Source organism: Pseudomonas sp. GD04015, from assembly GCF_029837675.1.
Taxonomy (GTDB): Bacteria; Pseudomonadota; Gammaproteobacteria; order Pseudomonadales; family Pseudomonadaceae; genus Aquipseudomonas; species Aquipseudomonas paralcaligenes.
Genome location: NZ_JAOEEE010000007.1, coordinates 98529 through 117877, shown reverse-complemented (window position 1 = coordinate 117877; position 19349 = coordinate 98529). Strand labels below are relative to the sequence as shown.

Sequence of the window (19349 nt, the reverse complement as noted above, 5' to 3'; positions counted from 1 at the left end):
CCTACCTCCCCTGCCGCAGATCGGCGAGCGCGCGCGTCAGGTCCATGCTCGCGCGGCGGGCCGCGCCGGACTCGACGGGGTGGCGCAGGGGCAGGCCCACATCGCGGTCGCGCTTGCGGGCGGCCCGCAAGCGCTTGGCCTGCACGATGAAGCGCGCCGCCTCGGTGATGGCGCGGTCCAGAGTCTGGTCAATCATGCCCTGCCCCTCCGTTCGAGGAGCGCCTGACATTCAACGCAGGTCTGGCAGCCCGGAATGGCCTCACGGCGGGCCAGCGGAATGGCGGTATCGCATTCCTCGCAGTACAGCGCGCTGGTGGCGGGCGCCGCCAGTACGGCGCGCTGGTGGCGGGCGAGGGCATCCTCCAGCAGCTGGTCGGTGCGCTCAGTGGCCAGGTCGCAGAAGTCAGCCATGTTGGCGGCCCTCCATCGCCAGGCGTGCGCCGGCCACGATGCCGAGCAACTGCCGCATCAGCTCGGTGGCATGACGCTCCAGTTCCTCGACCTCATGCCGCTCCCAGCGGCCATCGGCCGCGCCCTCGGCGACGCTGGAGACGAACCCCGCCTCCTGCTGCAGGTAGCGGCCGAGCGACAACAGCGCGTCTCGGCTGGCCTCGACCGGCTGCGCCTGGTAGCTGGTGACGCCGTAGACCTCCTCGAACCAGCGCCGCACATGGGCACCGCGCACGAGTTCGATCACCCGCGCCGCGTCATCGGCGTGCAGGTGGTTATCGGGGTAGGCGCCGGAGAGGCGTTTCTGGAACGGGCCGTAGGGCTCGTCGAGGATGGCGCAAACGGCCTTGTGGCCGCCGCGGTATTCGCGGCAATCGGCGTCGATAGCCGCCTCCAGGGGCTGACTCGGCCCCTGGTCCAACGGTGAGTGTGCTGTGCTCATTGGTAGTAAAACCCGATCACTACCATAGGCGGCCGCAGGGCAATGCCCGTACTATTCGCCTACAGCAGCCGCACCGCCCCTATGTACTTGCTGTGCCTCGGGGCATCCGCGGTTGTTGAGGAGCCGACTGGTAATCGGCTCCGACCCCGCAGGGGCCAGGGTTTCATTGGTAAGTGGGTCCCGGCCCCTGCACCTACCTGCCGCCGAGGCGACAGGCAAAATTCCGACTGTCCCGTCCGGCACCGTTCTGCTGGTAAGGCTCCCGGTGCCGGACACCCCGCCCGTTTTTCCATTGCTGTGCCTGGCGGGGCTGGATTGAAATGTAAAGGACTGCTCTATGCCTACTCGTACCCCTCAACTGATCACTGTCGGGATGCTCAAGCAGATGCTCGAAGGCATCCCCGACAACCATGAACTCGACTTCAGTGGCCTGGAGTTCTACCGCGTCAAGCAGCGAGCCCCCGAACTGCACCAGATCGAGTTCAACGAACTGGTGTATCGCGACAAAGAAACAGGGCTCGTGGTGGTTGAGAACCTCGAATGAGGTAGCCGGCTGCCGCCAAGGCAGTTTCAACGTCGCGTGGTGCGTAGCTCTCGAACACGGCACCGTCCATGCGGGCCTGGAGCAGTAAGCCGGCCTCGGTGTGGCGGATCAGCACTTCCAAGCCAGGGCCGGGGGTGCCGGCCTGCTCAATGCTATCGGTGACAATCACGCGGCAGCCTCCTGGCCGCCGTCCATCCGGGCAGTCCCGCGGAGGTAACCCCAATTCACGTCCGGGCGCAGCTGTTCGCAGGTAACCCTGCCGCCGCTCGCTATCTCGATCTTAATGGCGAGTTCCGCGCTTGGGCGGCGGCCATAGGCGACTTGCTTGATCTGCCCGGAGGTCGTGTCGCAACGAGCCGAAAAGGCCTCGAGATCCTCTTTCGAGAGGGGCTTTATGTATGAGTGGAGATTCATGGGCGTCCTCTGCACTTGCCAAAGCGGCCGAGCAACTTCGAGGCGGAGTATTTACCTATCGGTAAAAGCAGTCAACACCAAACGGTAATTTACTTTTTAGTAACAATGGCGCGACCATCCAACCCATGAACATTCACGACATCAGACGCAACAACCTTCGTGCCCTTGTCGACTCCCGATTCGAAGGCAAGATCAGCGCGCTTGCCACTGCCGTGGAGCGCCAATCGAGCTACCTAAGCCGCTGTCTTGCTACTACCGGACCGCACGCCAAAACCATAGGCGAAAAGTTCGCTCGCTATATCGAAGATACGCTTGGCCTCGCTCCCGGCGCCCTGGACTCGGAGCCCGGCAACGACACCCACGAGCGGCGCAGCCTCTTAGAAGACGGCGCGATGTCCCGCATGCTGATGCCCATTGAGACCTGGGATGACGACACCCCTCTAGGCGTGGACGAGGTTGAACTTCCGTTCTACAAGGAAGTAGAGATATCCGCCGGCAAGGGATCGGAAGTCATGCTGGAGACTGGAGGACGGAAGCTACGGTTTGGGCTGCGGACGCTGAAGCGGAAGAATATTGATCCGACAATGGCGGCATGCGCTACGGTCACCGGAAACAGCATGGAGCCGGTGTTACCCGAGGGCAGCACAATTGGAATCGATACAGCTTCCACCGCCGTGAAGGACGGTCAGATGTATGCGATTGACCACGAAGGCCAACTACGGGTGAAGGTCCTTTATAGATTGCCAGGCGGCGGGCTGAGGCTCAGGAGCTACAACCAAGACGAGCATCCTGACGAGCGCTACGAACCGGACTACGTCGCTCAGCGGATTCGCATCATTGGTAAAGTTTTTTGGTACTCAGTACTGATGTAAGAATATTTTTACCAAAAGGTATTGACCCAGAGATTTACCATTAGGTAACTTGCTCGCGTACCCACTTACCAAGGGAACGCGACATGGCACAGCACACCACCACACCCAGTAGCCGCCAGGTACTCATCCACCCGGCCTGCATCACCAACCCTGACGCCGTCAAAGCCGTCCAGCAGGCCACCGGCCGCCTGATCGTGCTCGCTGGCGGCCGCCCCCGGCTCGCATCCACCCCGCTGCCGATCACCCTGCCCGCCTTCGAGGACTTCTCTGGCTTCGACGGAGGTGCGGCATGACTCCGGCCGTCCAGCTGCTGCTGATCCAGATCATGCAGATCAGCGCCCTGCTGTCCGTCGATCCGCGCTACATGGTGTTCGTCGAGACCGCAGGCCACATCCGCCAGATTCAAGTGCGCATCTACCCCGCCACCAGCACCTGGCGGCAGGGATTCCCCGCGCCCAAGGAAATCGCCACCGCCAGCGCGTACTGGGAGCCCTACCGCAGTCCATGGGACGACGACGAGATGTACGCCGCCGAACTGCAGGCCGCCGAGCGCAAGCTGTCCTTCATGCGGGCCGCCCTGCACGGCTACCTGCCGCAGCCCGCACCGGAAGCCCAGGCGCCGGCCGAGCAGGAAGCCCAGGAACCCGAGCTGTACAGCACGCTGGACGATGCCAGCCTCTCGGCTGTGCAGCGCCTGGTGCTGGACGGAGGCGATGCCGAGCTGCAGCTCTTCACCGGGCCGCTCTCGCACACCGCCACGCTGACGGTGGATCGCATCGACCACCCGGCCGGCCACGGCCTGGAGGCTGAGCTGCGCATCTACAAGCAGCGCCACGCCCTGGCGCTCAAGCCGGGTGATGGCCTCTACCTGGCCCGGCTGTGCGAGTGGATCGAAGCCGCCGCCCTCGGGCGCCTCGCTGCAGCCGCTTGAGGGTCAGACCATGCGCCAACAGACCCTGCTGTTGCCGGCGGTGACGCTGGATATCCGCTTCGCCGACCTGCTCGGCGACAAGATGCTGACCATTTCCACCCCGGAGCGCCGCGCCCGCTGGGCCGAGTGGCTGCGCCTGGCGCGCGCCGCCGGCTCCGCCGCAGTTGCCCGCGCCTGGAGCGACAACCGCGATTGCCAGGGGTGCAAGCACCTGCGCGGTGCCTGGTGCCGCCTGCAGGAACTGCCCTGCACCGTCAATCCGGCGCTCTCCTACCGCACGGGCCTGCCTGGCCTCGCCTGCTGCGGCGCCGGGCGGGAGGAGCACCCATGAATCGCCCCCTCAAGGCAGCTGCCCAGGCCCTGGGCATGAGCGAGAACGCGCTGCGCGCGTGGCTGCGCGAGCACAAGCACCTCAACCGCGACGGCAGCCTGGCGGCACAGCACGTCGGTGGCGGCCACCTGTTCGAGGAGCCGCGCACCACCCAGCCCCGCCAGCTCGGCTTTCGCAAGCACTACGCCGTGATCAAGGTCACCGAGAAGGGCCTCGCCTGGCTTGCCGCCCAGCTGCGCGTCGAGATCAAGAAGGACCACGTCGCATGAGCAAGCCCAACCCCATCACCGACGCCATCGGCGTGGTCAAGCTGGCCGACATGCACTACCGCAACCCCACGGCGGTCGCCGCCGAAGTGGTGCGCGACGCCGCCCGCGAGTGCATCGAGCGCCTGGAGAGCATCCCGGCCGAGGCTATCGCCCTGGTGACGCTCTACACCGCCCTGCTGGCCATCACCCCGGCGCGCTGGCTGCCGCACGTCACCATCACCCACGACCCGGTGCGCCCGCTCGGGGCAGTGATCACCGACGAGGCCGGCAACATCGCCGCCAGCGGCGCCGCAGGCACCGCCGAAGGGCTGGTGGAACTGCTGCAGGCCCGCCTCTCCGCCCGCCGCGGGGAGGTGTGGCCTTGAACACCCTCGAGCAACTGCGGCGCCGCTACCCGGCGAACTACATCACCGCCGAGCAGCTGCTGCAGGACCACCTCACCGACATCCCGAGCGTCCGCGCGCTGCTGCGTCAGCACCGGACCAAGAAGATCGACGTGCCCCTCACCCGTCAGCGCGGCGACCGCGGCCCCTGGGTCGTGTTCCTGCCGCAGCTGGCCGAGTGGCTCGACGCGCAAGCCGCGAAAGCGGCGTAACCGGGCCTTACCAGCCCACCACCAAGAGGCACAGCACCATGAAAGCCACTGATACCGGCGAGTTCATCAACTCCCTCAACGCAGGCGTGTTCAGCCAGCAGGTCGGCCGCGCCCTCTCCGACGTCGCCGCTGGCGTGGTCGAGTTCGGCAAGAAGGGCAAGGTCGTCATCACCCTGGAACTCAGCCAGATCGGCGAGAGCAACCAGGTGAAGATCAACCACAAGCTCGACTTCGCCCAGCCCACCAAGCGCGGCAGCAAGCGCGAGGACACCGCGCTGGATACCCCGATGTACGTCACCGCCAACGGCCTGGAGCTGTTCCAGAGCGACCCGACGGCCCAGCTGTTCAAGCAGTCGGAAGCGCCGGTGATCCCGCGCGACTGAGTACCACCCCGAAAACCCACTTACCAGAAGGAACTACAGCATGTCGCTGTCCAAAGACGCCCTCGACACCATCACCGCCAACGCCATTGTGGCCGCCGGCATCAACATCGCCACCTCGACGCCCGCCGCCCTGGTGCCGGACAACTTCAAGCTCCAGAGCCTGGAGCACCTGCAGGACGGCCGCAGCCGCTTCCGCGCAGCCATGAGCACCCAATCCATCGCCGACTTCAGCGCCTACGTGCAACGCCAGGTCGGCGAGGGTCCCGGTGCCGCCGGCTTCGTCGATCAGGACGCCATGAGCGCCCGCGTGATCTTCAACCTCGGCACGCCGGACAACCCGGGCCACGGCGATGACACCGCCACGCTCGACCTCAAGCCCACCGCCGCCTACTCGGCCCTGAACTCCATCATCGGCAAGCCCCTGAGCCAGCAGGCCCTGGCCGAATGGCTGGAGGACTGGGCACCGCATCTGGAAGCCCAAGAGGGCGACAAGTCCCTGGTGCTCTCGACCGCCATCAACGGCATCCGCCGCATGAGCATCAAGGCCGTCAGTCAGCGTGACAGCTCGGTCGGCGACTTCTCGGCCGCGCGCAGCTCGATGGATGAGATCGAGGCCAAGAGCCTGGAGACCCTGCCGACCGGCTTCATCTTCACCGCCATCCCGTTCGAGGGCCTGCAGTCGGCCGCCATCACCCTGCGCCTGTCCGTCATCACCGGCGCCGATGTCCCGGTGCTGAAGCTGCGCTGGGTCGGCGAGGAAGCCCAGCGCGAGGAGTTCGCCCGCCAGTTCAAGGCAGCACTGGAGGCGGAAGTGGGCGGCTTCGTGCCGCTGACCCTGGGCGCCCTGACCCTCAACAAGTAACCACCCTGCCGGCGGCCGTACCAGCCACCGGCCCTACCCCGAGGCACAGCACATGCAACCCATCACCATCCTGTCCCTGCTCGGCGCCGCCCTGGTGCTGAGCCTGATCTGCCTGGGCCTGTACGCCCGCCGGAGCGCGGCCAATGCGTTCTCCGCGGGCTACGACCACGGCCACAGTGACGCCCGCCAGCAGCTGGTCGAGCGCATCCGCATGATCGAGGGCGACCTCGAAGCGCAGCGCGCCACCGAGACCAACCTGCGCGCCGCCCACCGCCTGGACCGCGACGCGATCATGCGTGACTGCGACGAGCGCGTCGCCGCATACGCCCGCCGCTCCCTGACCCGGGACGACCTCACCACGCTGCGCATCATCGACAAGCAGCTGGCCGTGGCCGCGAAAACCTACCTCAGCCTCAACCTCACCGAGCAGGCCCAGCACCTCGCCACGGCCTCGCTCAAGCTGGCACAGCTGATCCAGCAGCTGGACGCAGCGCTGCCGCCGGCCGACGACATTCTCGCCTTCGCTGCCGGCGTCCAGCCCAACGGCAAAAGCTGGCTGGTCTACGGCCCGCAGCGCTGCGGCAAGACGACCAACGCCAAGGCCATCGCCCAGGCGCTGGGCCTGACCGAGATCGTGGACGACTGGCAGCCCGGCATGCCGGCGCCCACGACCAAGGCCCTGGTGCTGACCAACCACGACGGCCCCACTACGCCCTTCTACCGCCGAGTGCTGAGCTACGAGCAGGCCATGAGCCTGGTCGCCTCCAAGGCCAAGCAGCCGGAGGCAGCATGATCAACCAGACCCACTTCATTCTCGACCTCGAGACCATGGGCAACCGCCCGACCTCCGCCATCGTCGCTATCGGCTGCGTCCGCATCGAGAACCTGCAGATCACCGACACGTTCTATCGCCACGTCGACCTGCAGAGTTCCCTGAGCGCCGGTCTGACGGTAGACGCCGGCACGATCAACTGGTGGCTTCGGCAAAGCCGCGAGGCACAAGAGGCGATCACCAGCCCTGAGCCTGTGCAGGTATTCGAGGCACTGCTGGACTTGTGCGAGTTCATGGGCGCCGTGCGCACCGGCGAGCCCAACCGGCAGGCGCTGCTGTGGGGCAACGGCAGCAGCTTCGACAACGTAATCATCGGCAGCGCCTTTGACGCCCACAACATCGAACGCCCCTGGATGTTCTGGAATGACCGCGACCTGCGCACCCTGCTGGCCCTCTATCCCGAGGCCGAGACGCTGCCGTTCGAGGGTATCAAGCACCACGCCCTGGACGATGCCAAGCACGAAGCCCGCCAGCTGATCATGGCCTTGCAGCTGCACCAGAAAGCGCAGCAGGGGGTGCCGGCATGAGCTGGATACTCACCAACAACGCAGTGCCGTTCAGCCTGCTGAACCCCGCCGCCGCCATGATCGTGGCAGCCGACCTGGCGCATGCGCTCAGCAACGTGTGCCGCTTCAACGGGCACAGCGCCTGGCACTACTCGGTCGCCCAGCACAGCCTGCTGGTGGCCGACCTGATCGCCCTGGAGGGCGGCAGCGCGGAGGAGCAGCTGGCCGGGCTGCTGCACGACAGCACCGAGGCATACATCAGTGACCTGACGCGCCCGCTCAAGCTGTTGCTGGCGGAGGCCACAGAAGCCAGCACCGAAGCCTGGCTGACGATCATCGCGGAGGCCGGCCTTGACCGGAACAAAGCAATGATCAGCGCCGCCAGCGCCCGCCTGCTGCCCGCGGACAACGGCGACGCGCTGACGCTGCTGCTGGACGCGTATCACCAGATCGAGCAGCGCATCTGGACGGCCATCTGCGAGCGCTTCGACCTCAACCCCGTGCTGCCCGCCAGCGTGAAGCGCGCAGACATGGTCGCGCTCGCCACCGAGCGCCGCGACCTGCTGCCGGACCACCCGACCGAGTGGGAATGCCTGCGCGGCGTCGATCCCATCCGCGAGCGGATACCGAAGCTCCCGCAAGAGATCGTCCGCCAGCACTTCCATGACCGCCTGCTGCAGCTGCTCACCACCACCCACCGCCAGCGCTGCGCCTGACCCCATCCAGATTCGAGGTAACGACAAATGAGCATCATCACCACCATCAACGCCGCCCAGGTTCCCGCCCTCCGTTCGCCGCTGGGTGGCGGGTTCTTCATGGGCCTGTTCGGACTGCAGGGCAAGACCTTCGCCCTGGTGCGCGCACCCAAGGCCCAGGGCTTCCACGCGGAAACGCGCTGGGGCGAGGCCGGCATCGTGATCCCCGGCGCCGCCAGCTGCGTCGACGGCTTGGCGAACACCCGCGCCATGGCCGAGGCCGGCTACGCGCTGGGCGCCTGGGCGCTGGGCCTGTCGATTGACGGCAGCGAGGACTGGTATCTCGGCGCCCGCGACGAGATCGAACTGGTCTACCGCGCCTGCAAGCCGACCGCCGAGGAGAACTGGTGCAGCTTCCGCGACGGCGACAACCCCAGCAGCCTGCCGCCGGGCTACCTCTACACCCCGAGCGAGCCGGCGCAGAGCCCCGATGCCGCTTTTCAGGAGGGCGGGGAGGAGGCGCTGGAAGCGTGCGGCTACTGGAGCAGCACGCAGGGCGGCCCGTTCCTCGCGTGGGTTCAGGCCTTCGTCGGTGGCCTCCAGACCACCTGCCACAAGGGCTACGCCAGGCCGGCCTTCGCCGTCCGCAGAATCGAAGTCACCCCTTGACCACTTCGCTCTCCCAGCCGCGCGCGCAGCGCGCGGTCGGCTCCAAATTTGAGGACATGACCATGCAACACGAAATCACCCTGTCGGTCGGCACCACCACGCTGCTCACCAACAACGCCCTGCTCGCTCGCCACACCCTGGAACAGGAAACCGGCCTGGCCCCAGTGGAGGGCATCGTCGGCGTACTGCTCACCGCCAGCGAGTACCTGATCCCGCCCGCCATCGGCCAGCACTGGGAGGGCCAGGGCGGCACCTACGTCGGCGTGATCCGCGGCGAGAACGGCGCACCGGACTACCACCTGATCGCACCGAAGCACGCGCAGATCGACTCCATCGTCTACGGCTCCGCCGGCCACCGCATCGAGGGCGCCAACCACCGCCGCGACGGCCTGGCCAACACCCGTGCCCTACTCGCCTCCGGTGTCGAGCACCCGGCCGCGAAGTGGGCCAGCGAGCAGCAGGCGGAAGGGCACGCCGATCTCTACCTGCCCTCGCAGGCCGAGGCGTTTCTCTGCTGGGCCAACATCCCCGAGCAGTTCGAGAACAAGGGCTGGTGGCTCACCAGCACGCAGGACGGCCCGGGCTACGCGTGGATTCAGGGCTTCGGCGATGGCAACCAGGACGGCGGCCGCAAGGCCTGCGCCAGGCCGGCCTTCGCCGTCCGCAGAATCGCAGTCACCCCTTCAACACTTAACGCCCTTGAACCGCGCGCGTAGCGCGCGGTAGCGAGTTTTACAGCATGGCCATCGCCCAACACCTGCCGATCTACAAGCGCCTCGCTGAACTGGCTCTGCTCGTTGCCGAGCTGAGCGCAGGGTGGCGCCGCCCCTTCGGGCGGACCCTCGGCGAGCGGGTGCTCAACGAGTGCTTCGACCTGAGCCTACTGGTTTTCCGCGCCAACAGCGCCACCGGCGCGGCGCGGGTCGCCTACATCCAGCAGGCGCTGGAGGGCATTCAGGTTGTCGAGCTTGCACTGCGGCTGGCGGTCGACCTCCGACTGCTGAGCCCCAAGCAGCACGGCCGCACCGTTGAACTGACCGATGACATAGGCCGGCAGGCCACAGGGTGGAAACGCAATGCCGCATCGCCAGAGGCATGAGGGTCACGGCCTTCATGACAGCGCGATTTTGATTCTGGTCGTGCCGCTGGCCCACAAGGCCACCGACATGCGCACCAGGGGAACCACCCGGCTTCGCCCGGGCAGGCCCCGCGCAGTTTCGCCGCTGATCGGCCTCGGCCTTCGGCAGCGCGACGTAGATAGCACGACCTGGCGCAGAACGGCCCGAACAACGCGTGGATTCAGAACTTCGACGATGGCAACCAGAACAACGACCACAAGGACTACGCCAGGCCGGCCTTCGCCGTCCGCAGCATCACCCGGTGCAGCCCCTGGCCATGCTGGATTTTCTATTGAGGCACTCATGCAGGCCTACCACGACTGCCGCCGCACCAAGCGCGGCAGCGCCTCGGCCCTTGCATTCGAGTTCAACTTGGAGCGCAACATCATGCAGCTTCACACCGAGCTGAACAGCGGCACCTGGCGCCCCGGCCCCTCCATCTGCTTCGTGGTCACCCACCCGAAGCCGCGCGAGGTGTGGGCCGCCGCCTTCCCTGATCGCATCGTCCACCACCTGCTGTACAACCACGTCGGCGCGCGCATCGAGCGCACCTTCATCGCCGACTCCTGCGCCTGCATCGAAGGGCGCGGCACCCTCTACGCCGCCGAACGCCTCGAGCGCAAGGCGCGCAGCATCACCGAGAACTGGCGCCGGCCGGCGCATTACCTCAAGTGCGACCTGGCGAATTTCTTCGTCAGCATCGATAAGCGCGTGCTGGCCGAGCAGCTGCGTGCCGCGATCCCGGAGCAGCCCTGGCAGCGCCTGGCGCTTGAAATTCTCTGGCATGACCCGCGCGCGAACTACCAGCTGCGCAGCCCGGCTCGGCTGCTCAACCGCGTGCCACAGCACAAGCGGCTGATCGCGCAGCCGGCCCACCTGGGCCTGCCCATCGGCAACCTCTCCAGCCAGTTCTTCGCCAACGTCTACCTCAACGCGCTGGACCAGTTCATTAAGCACCGCCTACGCGTGCGGCACTATATCCGCTACGTCGACGACTTCGTGCTGCTCCACCGCAGCCCGCAGCAGCTCAACGCCTGGCACGACCAGATCGAGGCCTTCCTCGGCGAGCGCCTGCACGCCCGCCTCAACCCCAGCAAGACCATCCGCCAGCCCCTGGCTCGCGGCGTCGACTTCGTGGGCCAGGTCATCCTTCCCCACCGCCGCATCACCCGGCGCCGCACGGTCGCCAACGCCCTGCGCCGGGTGGCCACAACGCCCGCGAGCGACCTGCGCGACACCGCCAACAGCTACTTCGGCCAGCTGCGCCAGGCCACCCACAGCCAGACCGACCGCCGGCACCTGACCAAGGCCCTGCTGCTGCGCGGGCGCACCGTCGACCTGGCCATGACCAAGACATTCAAGGGGGCTGCATGAACCGCCTACTGGACTTCCTGCTACCCCGCTTCATAACCGAGGACGTGGCGCTGGTAGATGCCGGAGACCATCTGGAGATCATCGGCCGTCTGGCTGATGCGCCGCCCGGGTTCGTGCCCGCAGCCGTAGCCACCATCCGCAGCTTCAATTTGTTCGGCTGGGCCATCTGCCCCCGGATGATCGGCGAGCCGCGCGAGTGGCCCGAAAGCACGGAGGGTGACCAGGCATGACCACCATCCACGACCCGATGAAATCCATCATCAGCCTACACGGCCTCGGCTTCGTTCAGGTCCTGCTTCAGGGCGGCCAGCGGCTGCACGTCTGGCACCCGGATCTTCCGCGCCGCCGCTGCTTCGAGCACTCCGCCATCCACAGCCACCGCTTCAGCTTCGAGTCTCAAGTGCTCGTTGGCGAGCAGATCAACATCAGCTATCGAGCCATCGCCGCTGCCGATGAACAGGGCGCCACCCACCGGCTGTACCTGCACGAGGGGCCGCGCAGCGCATGTGGCGGGCGGCCTTGGACACCGAATGCACCCGTGATCATGCGCGAGGAGGGCCGCTCTGCTATTCGTGCCGGCGATAGCTATCGCATGTACGCCTACGACTTTCACCGCACCGAGCCCGGCGGAGACGGACGGGTAGCCACCCTCATGACCAAGACGGGCGAGGGCTCGGCCGGCGCCATGTCCAGTTGTCTGATCGGCATCGAACCGGATACGGACTTCGACCGCTTCCAACTGAGCGCGCCCGATCTGTGGGCATACGTGCTCGATGTACTGGGCCACGGCGAAGTCAGCGCCACACTTCGCTGCTTGGGCAGGCAGCCCCCTGAACTAGAGGGGGTGGCGGATCAGTTACAGGAAGGCAATGGCTTTTGGCGGAGCTGCACAGGCTGCTACGAAACCGAGGACGGCCACCCGGTCGGCCAGTACCTCTACAGCAAGTCCTTGCACTGCATGCTCGGCGCGGGCTGCAGCGAGTGCGGCGGCATCGGGGCGGTGTGGGACTCGACCGACTATGCCGCACAGTTCGACGAGGAGGAAACCCAGCACACTGCGGCCTGCAACCACCAGTTGGCCCCCTGCCCCTGCTGTGGCATGCCGGGCGCCTATGTCGAGGTGGAGCCCAGCGGCTACGTAGTCACTTGCACCGCTACGCGCCCATGCGTCACCACCGGCGAGATTCGCTATGCGCTCGGCGGTGACGTGAAGCAGGAGCTAGCCGAGGTTTGGAACTGCCGCTGCCCAGCCGACAAGGAGCCCGCGACATGACGCCCAGCAAGCAGAAGGCCGCCCTCCAGGGCTGCAGCGCCATCGCGTGCAAGGTCTACGAGGCCGTCCCGATCCAAGAGGCCTGGCAACCAAGCCAGATCAAGCTGGCACTCGCCGCCAGCACCCGCAGCAGCGCCGATCTGCACGTGATCCGCGGCTGCCTGAAAGCACTGGTGGAAGCCGGCCTTGTGCGGGAACACCCGCGCAGCCACTTCCGACGCGTCGAAGTCCGCGAGCCACTCACCACCGCCGCCAACACCCCGGAGCAACCCATGCGCGAATCGACCAGCAAGCCCGCCACCGCCCCGGCCAAATCCTCCGTCGAACTGCTGGCCGACCTGGCCAGCCAGCTTTCAGCGACCGGCAAACAGATGCAGCACCTGGCCCGGCAGATCGAGGAGGCGGCCCTGGTGGTGGCCCAGGAACAGGAGTCAGCCGCGACCAAGCTGCAGGGGCTCAGCCAGCTGCAGACGCTGCTGAAAACCTTGTCGCAGGAAGTGCCGGCGTGAGTCTCACCATCTGCCCGCTCAGCCTGGCAGAGGCGAACGAGTTTGTTCGCCTGCATCATCGTCACCATGGGCCGGTTCAGGGGCACAAGTTCAGCCTTGGCCTAGTGCAGGGCGACAGCGTGGTCGGAGTGGCCATCATCGGCCGGCCGGTAGCGCGGCACCTCGACGACGGACTGACGCTGGAGGTGACTCGCTGCTGCACCTCTGGCGCCCGCAACGGCTGCTCGAAGCTCTACGGCTCCGCCTGGCAGGCGGCCCGCGGCATGGGCTATCGGCGACTGATCACTTACGTGCTGTCCAGCGAGTCCGGCACAAGCCTGCGCGCCAGCGGCTGGAAACTGGTCGGCGTGCGGGGCGGCGGCAGCTGGAGCAGGTCTAGCCGGCCTCGAGTGGAAACGCCGAACCAGGGCCAGAAGCTGCTTTGGGAGGCAACATGAAACGGCCGACCAGTATCTGCAGATCAGCCGCCGCCGACACCTGTAGAGCCGCCGTTGCTCTTTGCAACAGCGATGTTGCCGGCGCGCACTCGGTCGGCCAGCGCAGTGAGCCTATCTGCGGTCGCCTGAATGGAAATGGCCACCTGCAACAGCGGCAAGGCCTGAGCATCAGGCAGCGCCTGGGCGATTCGCCACAAGTCAACGCAAGCATTCTCACTCTGAAATGCCATGTCACGCAGTTCGCTCCTGAGCTGCTGGGTCGGTCGGTTCAGTCCCATAGCCACCCCTCCATATCGAACCACCAGAATAGCCGCACAGAGGAGGCGCCCCATTCATGAGCCGCCGCAAACCCTACAACCACCGCGCGAGACTGGAACGCTACTACGGCTCCATGCTGCGCAACCACCATGTGGCCGTCATCGACTCTGAAGCGGCCCAGCTGCAGACGATGATCAACTGGAAGCACGCCTCGCTGATCACATCCAACAGCCGCCAGGCCATCGCCGAAGCGCTGTGCGATATCCCGCACCGGTGGTGCATCTACCTCGCCGCGCTGTGCTGCGACCAGCGGGGTGAGCGATACATGAAAAGCACCGAGGTGGCCCCGCACGGCGTACACCTCGCAAAGGCCCTGAGCGAGATCATCGAGACCTACGGCGTCCAGCTGCGCGATGGCTGCAATCCGAAGCACCGCCCCGCCCTGGCATGGATCGCGATCCCGGATGACGTGACCCTCGACGAGGCGCAGGCCGCTCTCATCTTCGACGCCTTCGGCGCGTGGCCCACTGCGGCGGCAGCTTGAGGAGGAGCGACTGACGATGAGCACAGCCGAAGCCCTGCCGCCAATCGACCACGACAAACTCAGCGAGCCGGAGATGGCCGAGCACCTCGGCATCACGTTCCGGGCGCTGCAGACCCGCCGCCTGAAAAAGAAAATCCCCTACGGCGTGTGGAACAAGATCAACGGGGACGTGATTTACAGCGTAAAAAGGTACGAAGCATGGCTGGAAAGCACCTGGGACTGCCCCCCGGAGTTGAATTCGTTGGTGACTCGATCCGCATCCGCTTCACCTGGCGCGGAGCAACCCCTCCCCGGCGATGCGAAACCCTCCCGTTCCCGCAAACGGCCAAGGGTGTCCAGGCCGCAGCCAGTCTACGTGCTCAAGTAACGCAGCTCATCAAGCACGGTGCCCTCGACGACACCAAGTATCTGGAGCTGTTCCCGAACACCAGCTATGCCTTGGATCGCGTCGAGCCGACCTTCGGTGAGTACGCCCAGGTCTGGCTGAATGGCCGCGACATTGTCGAGGGCACGCGCAAGAACTACCGCGCCACCCTGAACCGGCACTGGATGCCGTTTCTCGCCATCAAGCCCGTCTCTACGATCACCGCGTATCAGCTGCGCCGCATCGTCACGGACACGCCCTGGGTGTCGGCCACGGCGAAGCGCACCGCCCTGGTCCGGCTGCGCACCCTGCTCAACTCCGCGGTCAAGGACGGCTGGCTCGCGAAGAACCCGGCCGACGCCATTGATCTGCCGCCCAAGCACAGAAAGGAGATCGACCCCTACACCCGGGAGGAGGCGGATCGCATCATCGACTATTTGTACGAGAAGTACGCCGGCAAACGCACTGAGATTTACGCCTGCGCGATTGAGTTCGCCTTCTACACCGGCATGCGTCCGGGCGAGCAGCGCGCGCTGATGATATCGGAGGTGGACGAACAGGCCAGGACCGCGTCAGTCCACCGGACCATGACCGACGACGAAGGCCTGGTGGAGCGCGTGAAGAATCGCAAGCCCCGCCAGGTGCTGCTGAACGACCGCGCCCTTCACGCCCTGGAACGAGCCCGGGTCGCGCGCGGGCGGATCAGGCGCAAGACCGCGTTCGTGTTCCCGCCAGCCCAGGGCGGCGACCTGATGCTGGACCCGCAGGGACCCACCGGCTACCTGTTCGAAGCGCTCGAGGCGCTGGGCATCCGCCGGCGGCGGCAGTACGATACCCGCCACACTTACGCGACGATGTGCCTGATGTCGGATATGAAGATCGCCTTCATCGCAAATCAGATGGGGCACACCGTCGAGGTTCTGCTCACCACCTACGCCAAGTGGATCAACTCGGCGGGCGACTGGTCGGAACTGGCTAAGCTCCCGATGCCTGAAAATGGTACTAAATCGGTACAAACAGAATCAGAAAAGACATAAAGTCCTTATGATTCAAGCGGATACGAACTAACCTCTAAATTATCCGCCAAACCCGACTCTTTGTCTTGGGGACAGCACATGGAATTCCTCGTCAAAAGCACCCGTCCGGAAACCCTGAAGACCGCGACCCTGGTGGTCGCGCTCGGAGAAGGCCGCAAGCTCGGCGCCGCGGCCAAGGCCGTGGACGACGCCAGCGGCGGCGCGATTTCCAGCCTGCTCAAGCGCGGCGACATCACCGGCAAGCAGGGCCAGACCCTGCTGCTGCACAGCCTGCCGGGCCTCAAGGCCGAGCGCGTGCTGCTGGTGGGCAGCGGCAAGGGCGAACTATCCGACCGCCAGTTCCGCAAATTGGTTGCAGGCGCCCATGGCGTGCTGAAGAACCTCGGCGGCGGCGACGCCGTGCTGGCCCTCGGCGAACTCGCGGTCAAGGGCCGCGACGCCTACGCCAAGGCCCGCCTGCTGGTGGAGACCCTGGCCGACGGCGGCTACGTGTTCGACCGCTTCAAGAGCAAGAAGGCCGAGCCCCGAGCCCTGAAGAAGATCACCCTGATCGCCGACAAGGCCGAGCTGGCCGAGGTCGAGCGCGGCAGCCTGCACGCCCGCGCCATCGCCACCGGCATGGCCTTCACCCGCGACCTCGGCAACCTGCCGCCGAACCTCTGCCACCCCAGCTTCCTGGCGGACGAGGCCAAGACCCTGGCCAAGGCGCACAAGAACCTCAAGGTCGACATCCTCGACGAGAAGAAACTCAAGGAGCTGGGCGCCGGCGCCTTCCTCGCCGTGGCCCAGGGCAGCGAGCAGCCGCCGCGGATGATCGTGATGCAGTACAACGGCGGGCGGAAGGACGACAAGCCCTTCGCCCTGGTCGGCAAGGGCATCACCTTCGACACCGGCGGCATCAGCATCAAGCCGGCCGCCAACATGGACGAAATGAAATACGACATGTGCGGCGCCGCCAGCGTGTTCGGCACCCTGCGCGCCGTGCTGGAACTGCAGCTGCCGATCAACCTGGTGTGCCTGCTGGCCTGCGCCGAGAACATGCCGAGCGGGCGCGCCACCCGCCCGGGCGACATCGTCACCACCATGAGCGGGCAGACCGTCGAAATCCTCAACACCGACGCCGAAGGCCGCCTGGTGCTGTGCGACACCCTCACCTACGCGGAGCGCTTCAAGCCGCAGGCGGTGATCGACATCGCCACCCTCACCGGCGCCTGCATCGTCGCCCTGGGCAGCAACGTCTCGGGCCTGATGGGCAACGACGACACCCTGGTGAAGCAGATTCTCGCGGCCGGCGAGTACGCCGACGACCGCGCCTGGCAGCTGCCGCTGTACGACGAGTATCAGGAGCAGCTGGACAGCCCCTTCGCCGACATCGCCAACATCGGCGGGCCGAAGGCCGGCACCATTACCGCCGGCTGCTTCCTCTCGCGCTTCGCCAAGAGCTACCAGTGGGCACATCTGGACATCGCCGGCACCGCCTGGATCAGCGGCGGCAAGGACAAGGGCGCCACCGGCCGGCCGGTACCGCTGCTCACCCAGTACCTGCTGGACCGCGCCAAGGCCTGACGCCAGCCCCGTAGCCCGGATGCCAGTCCGGGGGCGCTGCTGCCCCGGATTGCATCCGGGCTACGACTGATCCCCCTGTAGGAGCGAGCTCTGCTCGCGAACACAGGCAACCCGAAAGCTTCGCGAGCAGAACTCGCTCCTACAATGACCATTCCTCCAGCGCCGACAGCCCCATGATCCGCATCGAGTTCTACGTGCTCTCCTCTGCCACCCCGGAAGGCCGCCTGCGCGCGGCCTGCCAGCTGGCGGCCAAGGCCTGGAAGGCCGGCCTGCCGGTGTTCCTGCGCGGCAGCGACGAGGCCCAGTGCGAGGAGCTGGACCGGCTGCTGTGGAGCTTCCGTCAGGAAGCCTTCGTGCCGCACGACCTCCACCAGGCCGACCCGCAGGCGCCGGTGGTGATCGGCCTCGACCAGGAGCCGGCGCTGGCCGGCGGCGTGCTGCTCAACCTGCACCCGCAGTTGTCGCCCCATCTCCCCCGCTTCAGCCGGGTGATCGAGATCGTCAACCAGGAGCCGGCGCTGCTGGCCCAGTGCCGCGAGAACTTCCGCCAGTACCGCAAGCTCGGCCACGACCCGCAGCGCGTGGAACTCTGAAGGAAAGCAAGGTCGAAATAGGCCTGTACTGCGCGTAGAATCCCACGCCTCGTCCCCATTCCACCGCCGCAACGCCACGCCCATGGACAGCTCCAAACCACCGAAGCGCGATCTCCTGCTGGATGATCTGGAAGCCATCCGCCAGCTGCTGGAGAAGGACCAGCTGGAACCGCCGCTGCTGACCGAAAGCCTGGATGACGACCTGCAGATTCCCCTGCTCTCGGACATCATCCAGCCCGGGCCGGGCAGTTCGCCGACCACCACCATCCCGGCCAGCCCGCCGGTGACGAGCATGCCGCTGTCCTACCCGGCGCAGCCCGCCGTCGCGCCACCCGCTGCCGGCGCCGCACCCGCCAAACCAGCCGCACCCGCCGCCCCGTCCATCGGCACCGCCGTGCAGCAGAGCCTGCTGACCTCCGGCAAGCTGGACGCCGAGCTGCGCGCCGCCGCCCAGCTGATCCTGCAGGACGTGATCGACGACTTCGTGCCGCAGATCGAGGCCGAGCTCAAGCGCCGCCTCGACGCCCGCCTGGACCGCCTGCTCAAGTCGCCGCGCGGCTGATCGCGCAAATGAAAACGCCGTTTCCCCTCGGCGGGGAAACGGCGTTCTTCCATCCGCGAATGGCGAACGATCAGGCTGCACCCATCTTGGCGCGCATCTTCTCGCACATCTTGGTCATCTCGTCGTAGATCAGCTGCGGGTTCTGCCGCTTGACCGCCCAGGCCATGCGGCCCTGCTCGTGGGGCAGGATCATGAACTCGCCCTTGGCCACTTCCTGATACACGTAGTCGGCGATGTCGGCCGCGCTGATCGGGCTGCCCTCGAGCAGCTTGCCGACCTGCTGCTTCATCTCCGGGGTCGGGCCGCGGAAGGAATCCAGCAGGTTGGTCTGGAAGAACGACGGGCAGACCACGTGGACGCCCACGCCGACCGGCTTCAGCTCGATCAGCAGGCTTTCCGACAGCGCCACCACGCCGGCCTTGGCCACGTTGTAGTTGCTCATGGCCGGACCCTGCATCAGGGCCGCCATGGAGGCGATGTTGATGATCCGCCCGCCGCTGGCTTCCAGCATCGGCAGGAAGGCCTTGCAGCCCTTGATCACGCCCATCAGGTTGATCGACAGCTGCCAGTCCCAGTCTTCCAGGCTGAGGTCGGCGAACATGCCGCCGGCCGCCACGCCGGCGTTGTTGACCAGCACGTCCAGGCCGCCGAAGCGCTCGTCGCAGGCCTGGGCCACGGCGGTGAGCTGGCTGTAGTCGCGCACGTCGCAGCGCAGGGTGAAGCCGTCACCCCCCGCCTCGTGCACCAGCTTCAGGGTTTCCGCCAGGCCCTGTTCGTTCACGTCGCACAGCGCCAGGCGCCAGCCCTCGCGGGCCCAGCGCAGGGCGATCTCGCGTCCCAGGCCCGAGCCGGCGCCGGTAATCATCATGCGTTTTTGCATACTGCTGCCTTTGTTCTGTGGTGAGGTTGGAGCGAGTGT

The 19349-nt window shown here is 66.4% G+C and carries 32 protein-coding genes; 26 read left to right on the top strand and 6 right to left on the bottom strand.

The features are described from left to right. Position 1: 1 nt before the first annotated feature. Genes N7640_RS08485 through N7640_RS08475 form a run of 3 tightly spaced genes read right to left on the bottom strand, consistent with a single transcriptional unit; the run spans position 2 to position 892 of the window. Positions 2–196 carry a hypothetical protein gene (locus tag N7640_RS08485; protein WP_279903494.1) on the bottom strand — a complete coding sequence of 65 codons (195 nt, stop codon included), beginning with the start codon at positions 194–196 and terminating at the stop codon, positions 2–4. Continuing rightward, positions 193–411, bottom strand: coding sequence for a TraR/DksA C4-type zinc finger protein (locus N7640_RS08480; RefSeq protein ID WP_279903493.1), 219 nt, complete (start codon positions 409–411; stop codon positions 193–195). The genes N7640_RS08485 and N7640_RS08480 overlap by 4 nt, the downstream gene beginning before the upstream one ends. Beyond that, complete coding sequence (locus tag N7640_RS08475; RefSeq protein WP_279903492.1) at positions 404–892, bottom strand: hypothetical protein; 489 nt, start codon at positions 890–892, stop codon at positions 404–406. Before N7640_RS08475 ends, N7640_RS08480 begins: the two co-directional genes overlap by 8 nt. 337 nt (positions 893–1229) lie before the next feature. Between N7640_RS08475 and N7640_RS08470 the strand changes: the two genes are divergently transcribed. Beyond that, positions 1230–1436 (top strand): hypothetical protein, encoded by a 207-nt coding sequence (locus N7640_RS08470; protein WP_279903491.1) that lies wholly within the window; start codon positions 1230–1232, stop codon positions 1434–1436. A 165-nt stretch (positions 1437–1601) separates the two neighbouring features. Here N7640_RS08470 and N7640_RS08465 read toward each other — a convergent pair whose 3' ends face one another. Then, the gene (locus tag N7640_RS08465; protein WP_279903490.1) at positions 1602–1850 is read right to left on the bottom strand and encodes a YdaS family helix-turn-helix protein; all 249 of its coding nucleotides are present in this window, start codon (positions 1848–1850) and stop codon (positions 1602–1604) included. Positions 1851–1975: 125 nt separating this feature from the next. Here N7640_RS08465 and N7640_RS08460 point away from each other — a divergent pair, with 125 nt between their 5' ends. The 20 genes from N7640_RS08460 to N7640_RS08365 all read left to right on the top strand — a co-directional run bounded on the left by N7640_RS08460 (position 1976) and on the right by N7640_RS08365 (position 13506). Continuing rightward, positions 1976–2722, top strand: a complete 747-nt coding sequence (locus N7640_RS08460; protein WP_279903489.1) for a helix-turn-helix transcriptional regulator — start codon at positions 1976–1978, stop codon at positions 2720–2722. Positions 2723–2805: 83 nt separating this feature from the next. Next, the gene (locus tag N7640_RS08455) at positions 2806–3015 is read left to right on the top strand and encodes a hypothetical protein (RefSeq protein WP_279903488.1); all 210 of its coding nucleotides are present in this window, start codon (positions 2806–2808) and stop codon (positions 3013–3015) included. Further along, positions 3012–3653, top strand: coding sequence for a hypothetical protein (locus tag N7640_RS08450; protein ID WP_279903487.1), 642 nt, complete (start codon positions 3012–3014; stop codon positions 3651–3653). The genes N7640_RS08455 and N7640_RS08450 overlap by 4 nt, the downstream gene beginning before the upstream one ends. A 10-nt stretch (positions 3654–3663) precedes the next feature. Continuing rightward, positions 3664–3984, top strand: a complete 321-nt coding sequence (locus N7640_RS08445) for a hypothetical protein (RefSeq protein ID WP_279903486.1) — start codon at positions 3664–3666, stop codon at positions 3982–3984. Continuing rightward, positions 3981–4253: a phage antirepressor KilAC domain-containing protein gene (locus tag N7640_RS08440; protein WP_279903485.1), complete on the top strand. Its 273-nt coding sequence runs from the start codon at positions 3981–3983 to the stop codon at positions 4251–4253. Before N7640_RS08445 ends, N7640_RS08440 begins: the two co-directional genes overlap by 4 nt. After that, positions 4250–4618 carry a hypothetical protein gene (locus N7640_RS08435; protein ID WP_279903484.1) on the top strand — a complete coding sequence of 123 codons (369 nt, stop codon included), beginning with the start codon at positions 4250–4252 and terminating at the stop codon, positions 4616–4618. Before N7640_RS08440 ends, N7640_RS08435 begins: the two co-directional genes overlap by 4 nt. Then, positions 4615–4848: a pyocin activator PrtN family protein gene (locus N7640_RS08430; RefSeq protein ID WP_279903483.1), complete on the top strand. Its 234-nt coding sequence runs from the start codon at positions 4615–4617 to the stop codon at positions 4846–4848. Before N7640_RS08435 ends, N7640_RS08430 begins: the two co-directional genes overlap by 4 nt. Before the next feature lie 38 nt (positions 4849–4886). Beyond that, entirely contained in the window at positions 4887–5231 is a 345-nt protein-coding gene (locus N7640_RS08425; RefSeq protein ID WP_279903482.1) for a hypothetical protein, read from the top strand. Positions 5232–5271: 40 nt separating this feature from the next. Further along, positions 5272–6093 carry a DUF2303 family protein gene (locus N7640_RS08420; RefSeq protein ID WP_279903481.1) on the top strand — a complete coding sequence of 274 codons (822 nt, stop codon included), beginning with the start codon at positions 5272–5274 and terminating at the stop codon, positions 6091–6093. Positions 6094–6145: 52 nt separating this feature from the next. Next, positions 6146–6886 (top strand): hypothetical protein, encoded by a 741-nt coding sequence (locus tag N7640_RS08415; protein ID WP_279903480.1) that lies wholly within the window; start codon positions 6146–6148, stop codon positions 6884–6886. Continuing rightward, positions 6883–7452 (top strand): 3'-5' exoribonuclease, encoded by a 570-nt coding sequence (locus N7640_RS08410; protein WP_279903478.1) that lies wholly within the window; start codon positions 6883–6885, stop codon positions 7450–7452. The genes N7640_RS08415 and N7640_RS08410 overlap by 4 nt, the downstream gene beginning before the upstream one ends. Continuing rightward, entirely contained in the window at positions 7449–8147 is a 699-nt protein-coding gene (locus N7640_RS08405) for a phosphohydrolase (RefSeq protein ID WP_279903476.1), read from the top strand. The genes N7640_RS08410 and N7640_RS08405 overlap by 4 nt, the downstream gene beginning before the upstream one ends. 27 nt (positions 8148–8174) lie before the next feature. Beyond that, positions 8175–8795 (top strand): DUF1566 domain-containing protein, encoded by a 621-nt coding sequence (locus tag N7640_RS08400; RefSeq protein WP_279903474.1) that lies wholly within the window; start codon positions 8175–8177, stop codon positions 8793–8795. Between the two features lie 62 nt (positions 8796–8857). After that, positions 8858–9511: a DUF1566 domain-containing protein gene (locus tag N7640_RS08395; protein WP_279903472.1), complete on the top strand. Its 654-nt coding sequence runs from the start codon at positions 8858–8860 to the stop codon at positions 9509–9511. Positions 9512–9534: 23 nt separating this feature from the next. Beyond that, positions 9535–9894, top strand: coding sequence for a four helix bundle protein (locus N7640_RS08390; RefSeq protein ID WP_279903470.1), 360 nt, complete (start codon positions 9535–9537; stop codon positions 9892–9894). Positions 9895–10216: 322 nt separating this feature from the next. Then, positions 10217–11287 carry an RNA-directed DNA polymerase gene (locus N7640_RS08385; protein ID WP_279903469.1) on the top strand — a complete coding sequence of 357 codons (1071 nt, stop codon included), beginning with the start codon at positions 10217–10219 and terminating at the stop codon, positions 11285–11287. Continuing rightward, positions 11284–11517 carry a hypothetical protein gene (locus N7640_RS08380; protein WP_279903468.1) on the top strand — a complete coding sequence of 78 codons (234 nt, stop codon included), beginning with the start codon at positions 11284–11286 and terminating at the stop codon, positions 11515–11517. The genes N7640_RS08385 and N7640_RS08380 overlap by 4 nt, the downstream gene beginning before the upstream one ends. Then, complete coding sequence (locus tag N7640_RS25520) at positions 11514–12560, top strand: hypothetical protein (RefSeq protein WP_347815587.1); 1047 nt, start codon at positions 11514–11516, stop codon at positions 12558–12560. Before N7640_RS08380 ends, N7640_RS25520 begins: the two co-directional genes overlap by 4 nt. Beyond that, positions 12557–13069: a hypothetical protein gene (locus N7640_RS08370; RefSeq protein WP_279903467.1), complete on the top strand. Its 513-nt coding sequence runs from the start codon at positions 12557–12559 to the stop codon at positions 13067–13069. Before N7640_RS25520 ends, N7640_RS08370 begins: the two co-directional genes overlap by 4 nt. Beyond that, the gene (locus tag N7640_RS08365) at positions 13066–13506 is read left to right on the top strand and encodes an XF1762 family protein (RefSeq protein ID WP_279903466.1); all 441 of its coding nucleotides are present in this window, start codon (positions 13066–13068) and stop codon (positions 13504–13506) included. Before N7640_RS08370 ends, N7640_RS08365 begins: the two co-directional genes overlap by 4 nt. A 23-nt stretch (positions 13507–13529) precedes the next feature. On the opposite strand, the gene N7640_RS08360 is transcribed toward N7640_RS08365, so the two are convergent. Beyond that, positions 13530–13784 carry a hypothetical protein gene (locus tag N7640_RS08360; RefSeq protein ID WP_279903465.1) on the bottom strand — a complete coding sequence of 85 codons (255 nt, stop codon included), beginning with the start codon at positions 13782–13784 and terminating at the stop codon, positions 13530–13532. Between the two features lie 56 nt (positions 13785–13840). On the opposite strand from N7640_RS08360, the gene N7640_RS08355 reads away from it, so the two are divergent. The 5 genes from N7640_RS08355 (at position 13841) to N7640_RS08335 (ending at position 18430) form a co-directional block, all read left to right on the top strand. After that, positions 13841–14308, top strand: a complete 468-nt coding sequence (locus N7640_RS08355; RefSeq protein ID WP_279903463.1) for a hypothetical protein — start codon at positions 13841–13843, stop codon at positions 14306–14308. A gap of 198 nt (positions 14309–14506) precedes the next feature. Beyond that, positions 14507–15709, top strand: coding sequence for a tyrosine-type recombinase/integrase (locus tag N7640_RS08350; RefSeq protein WP_279903460.1), 1203 nt, complete (start codon positions 14507–14509; stop codon positions 15707–15709). Positions 15710–15787: 78 nt separating this feature from the next. Next, positions 15788–17275, top strand: coding sequence for a leucyl aminopeptidase (locus N7640_RS08345; protein WP_279903459.1), 1488 nt, complete (start codon positions 15788–15790; stop codon positions 17273–17275). A 173-nt stretch (positions 17276–17448) separates the two neighbouring features. Further along, entirely contained in the window at positions 17449–17868 is a 420-nt protein-coding gene (locus N7640_RS08340) for a DNA polymerase III subunit chi (RefSeq protein ID WP_220811046.1), read from the top strand. An 82-nt stretch (positions 17869–17950) separates the two neighbouring features. Next, the gene (locus N7640_RS08335; RefSeq protein WP_279903457.1) at positions 17951–18430 is read left to right on the top strand and encodes a DNA polymerase III subunit chi; all 480 of its coding nucleotides are present in this window, start codon (positions 17951–17953) and stop codon (positions 18428–18430) included. Positions 18431–18500: 70 nt separating this feature from the next. On the opposite strand, the gene N7640_RS08330 is transcribed toward N7640_RS08335, so the two are convergent. Then, positions 18501–19310: an SDR family oxidoreductase gene (locus N7640_RS08330; RefSeq protein ID WP_279903455.1), complete on the bottom strand. Its 810-nt coding sequence runs from the start codon at positions 19308–19310 to the stop codon at positions 18501–18503. Positions 19311–19349 lie beyond the last annotated feature (39 nt).

Excerpts from the sequence above, each read along its gene's own strand:
- N7640_RS08455 (WP_279903488.1), top strand. The coding sequence starts at position 2,806 with ATGGCACAGCACACCACCACACCCAGTAGCCGCCAGGTACTCATCCAC.
- N7640_RS08405 (WP_279903476.1), top strand. The coding sequence starts at position 7,449 with ATGAGCTGGATACTCACCAACAACGCAGTGCCGTTCAGCCTGCTGAAC.
- N7640_RS08475 (WP_279903492.1), bottom strand. The coding sequence starts at position 892 with ATGAGCACAGCACACTCACCGTTGGACCAGGGGCCGAGTCAGCCCCTG.
- N7640_RS08355 (WP_279903463.1), top strand. The coding sequence starts at position 13,841 with ATGAGCCGCCGCAAACCCTACAACCACCGCGCGAGACTGGAACGCTAC.
- N7640_RS08370 (WP_279903467.1), top strand. The coding sequence starts at position 12,557 with ATGACGCCCAGCAAGCAGAAGGCCGCCCTCCAGGGCTGCAGCGCCATC.
- N7640_RS08415 (WP_279903480.1), top strand. The coding sequence starts at position 6,146 with ATGCAACCCATCACCATCCTGTCCCTGCTCGGCGCCGCCCTGGTGCTG.
- N7640_RS08435 (WP_279903484.1), top strand. The coding sequence starts at position 4,250 with ATGAGCAAGCCCAACCCCATCACCGACGCCATCGGCGTGGTCAAGCTG.
- N7640_RS08485 (WP_279903494.1), bottom strand. The coding sequence starts at position 196 with ATGATTGACCAGACTCTGGACCGCGCCATCACCGAGGCGGCGCGCTTC.
- N7640_RS08460 (WP_279903489.1), top strand. The coding sequence starts at position 1,976 with ATGAACATTCACGACATCAGACGCAACAACCTTCGTGCCCTTGTCGAC.
- N7640_RS08410 (WP_279903478.1), top strand. The coding sequence starts at position 6,883 with ATGATCAACCAGACCCACTTCATTCTCGACCTCGAGACCATGGGCAAC.
- N7640_RS08400 (WP_279903474.1), top strand. The coding sequence starts at position 8,175 with ATGAGCATCATCACCACCATCAACGCCGCCCAGGTTCCCGCCCTCCGT.
- N7640_RS08480 (WP_279903493.1), bottom strand. The coding sequence starts at position 411 with ATGGCTGACTTCTGCGACCTGGCCACTGAGCGCACCGACCAGCTGCTG.
- N7640_RS08450 (WP_279903487.1), top strand. The coding sequence starts at position 3,012 with ATGACTCCGGCCGTCCAGCTGCTGCTGATCCAGATCATGCAGATCAGC.
- N7640_RS08330 (WP_279903455.1), bottom strand. The coding sequence starts at position 19,310 with ATGCAAAAACGCATGATGATTACCGGCGCCGGCTCGGGCCTGGGACGC.
- N7640_RS08470 (WP_279903491.1), top strand. The coding sequence starts at position 1,230 with ATGCCTACTCGTACCCCTCAACTGATCACTGTCGGGATGCTCAAGCAG.
- N7640_RS08360 (WP_279903465.1), bottom strand. The coding sequence starts at position 13,784 with ATGGGACTGAACCGACCGACCCAGCAGCTCAGGAGCGAACTGCGTGAC.
- N7640_RS08335 (WP_279903457.1), top strand. The coding sequence starts at position 17,951 with ATGGACAGCTCCAAACCACCGAAGCGCGATCTCCTGCTGGATGATCTG.
- N7640_RS08350 (WP_279903460.1), top strand. The coding sequence starts at position 14,507 with ATGGCTGGAAAGCACCTGGGACTGCCCCCCGGAGTTGAATTCGTTGGT.
- N7640_RS08385 (WP_279903469.1), top strand. The coding sequence starts at position 10,217 with ATGCAGGCCTACCACGACTGCCGCCGCACCAAGCGCGGCAGCGCCTCG.
- N7640_RS08465 (WP_279903490.1), bottom strand. The coding sequence starts at position 1,850 with ATGAATCTCCACTCATACATAAAGCCCCTCTCGAAAGAGGATCTCGAG.
- N7640_RS08390 (WP_279903470.1), top strand. The coding sequence starts at position 9,535 with ATGGCCATCGCCCAACACCTGCCGATCTACAAGCGCCTCGCTGAACTG.
- N7640_RS08420 (WP_279903481.1), top strand. The coding sequence starts at position 5,272 with ATGTCGCTGTCCAAAGACGCCCTCGACACCATCACCGCCAACGCCATT.
- N7640_RS25520 (WP_347815587.1), top strand. The coding sequence starts at position 11,514 with ATGACCACCATCCACGACCCGATGAAATCCATCATCAGCCTACACGGC.
- N7640_RS08380 (WP_279903468.1), top strand. The coding sequence starts at position 11,284 with ATGAACCGCCTACTGGACTTCCTGCTACCCCGCTTCATAACCGAGGAC.
- N7640_RS08425 (WP_279903482.1), top strand. The coding sequence starts at position 4,887 with ATGAAAGCCACTGATACCGGCGAGTTCATCAACTCCCTCAACGCAGGC.
- N7640_RS08395 (WP_279903472.1), top strand. The coding sequence starts at position 8,858 with ATGCAACACGAAATCACCCTGTCGGTCGGCACCACCACGCTGCTCACC.
- N7640_RS08445 (WP_279903486.1), top strand. The coding sequence starts at position 3,664 with ATGCGCCAACAGACCCTGCTGTTGCCGGCGGTGACGCTGGATATCCGC.
- N7640_RS08340 (WP_220811046.1), top strand. The coding sequence starts at position 17,449 with ATGATCCGCATCGAGTTCTACGTGCTCTCCTCTGCCACCCCGGAAGGC.
- N7640_RS08440 (WP_279903485.1), top strand. The coding sequence starts at position 3,981 with ATGAATCGCCCCCTCAAGGCAGCTGCCCAGGCCCTGGGCATGAGCGAG.
- N7640_RS08345 (WP_279903459.1), top strand. The coding sequence starts at position 15,788 with ATGGAATTCCTCGTCAAAAGCACCCGTCCGGAAACCCTGAAGACCGCG.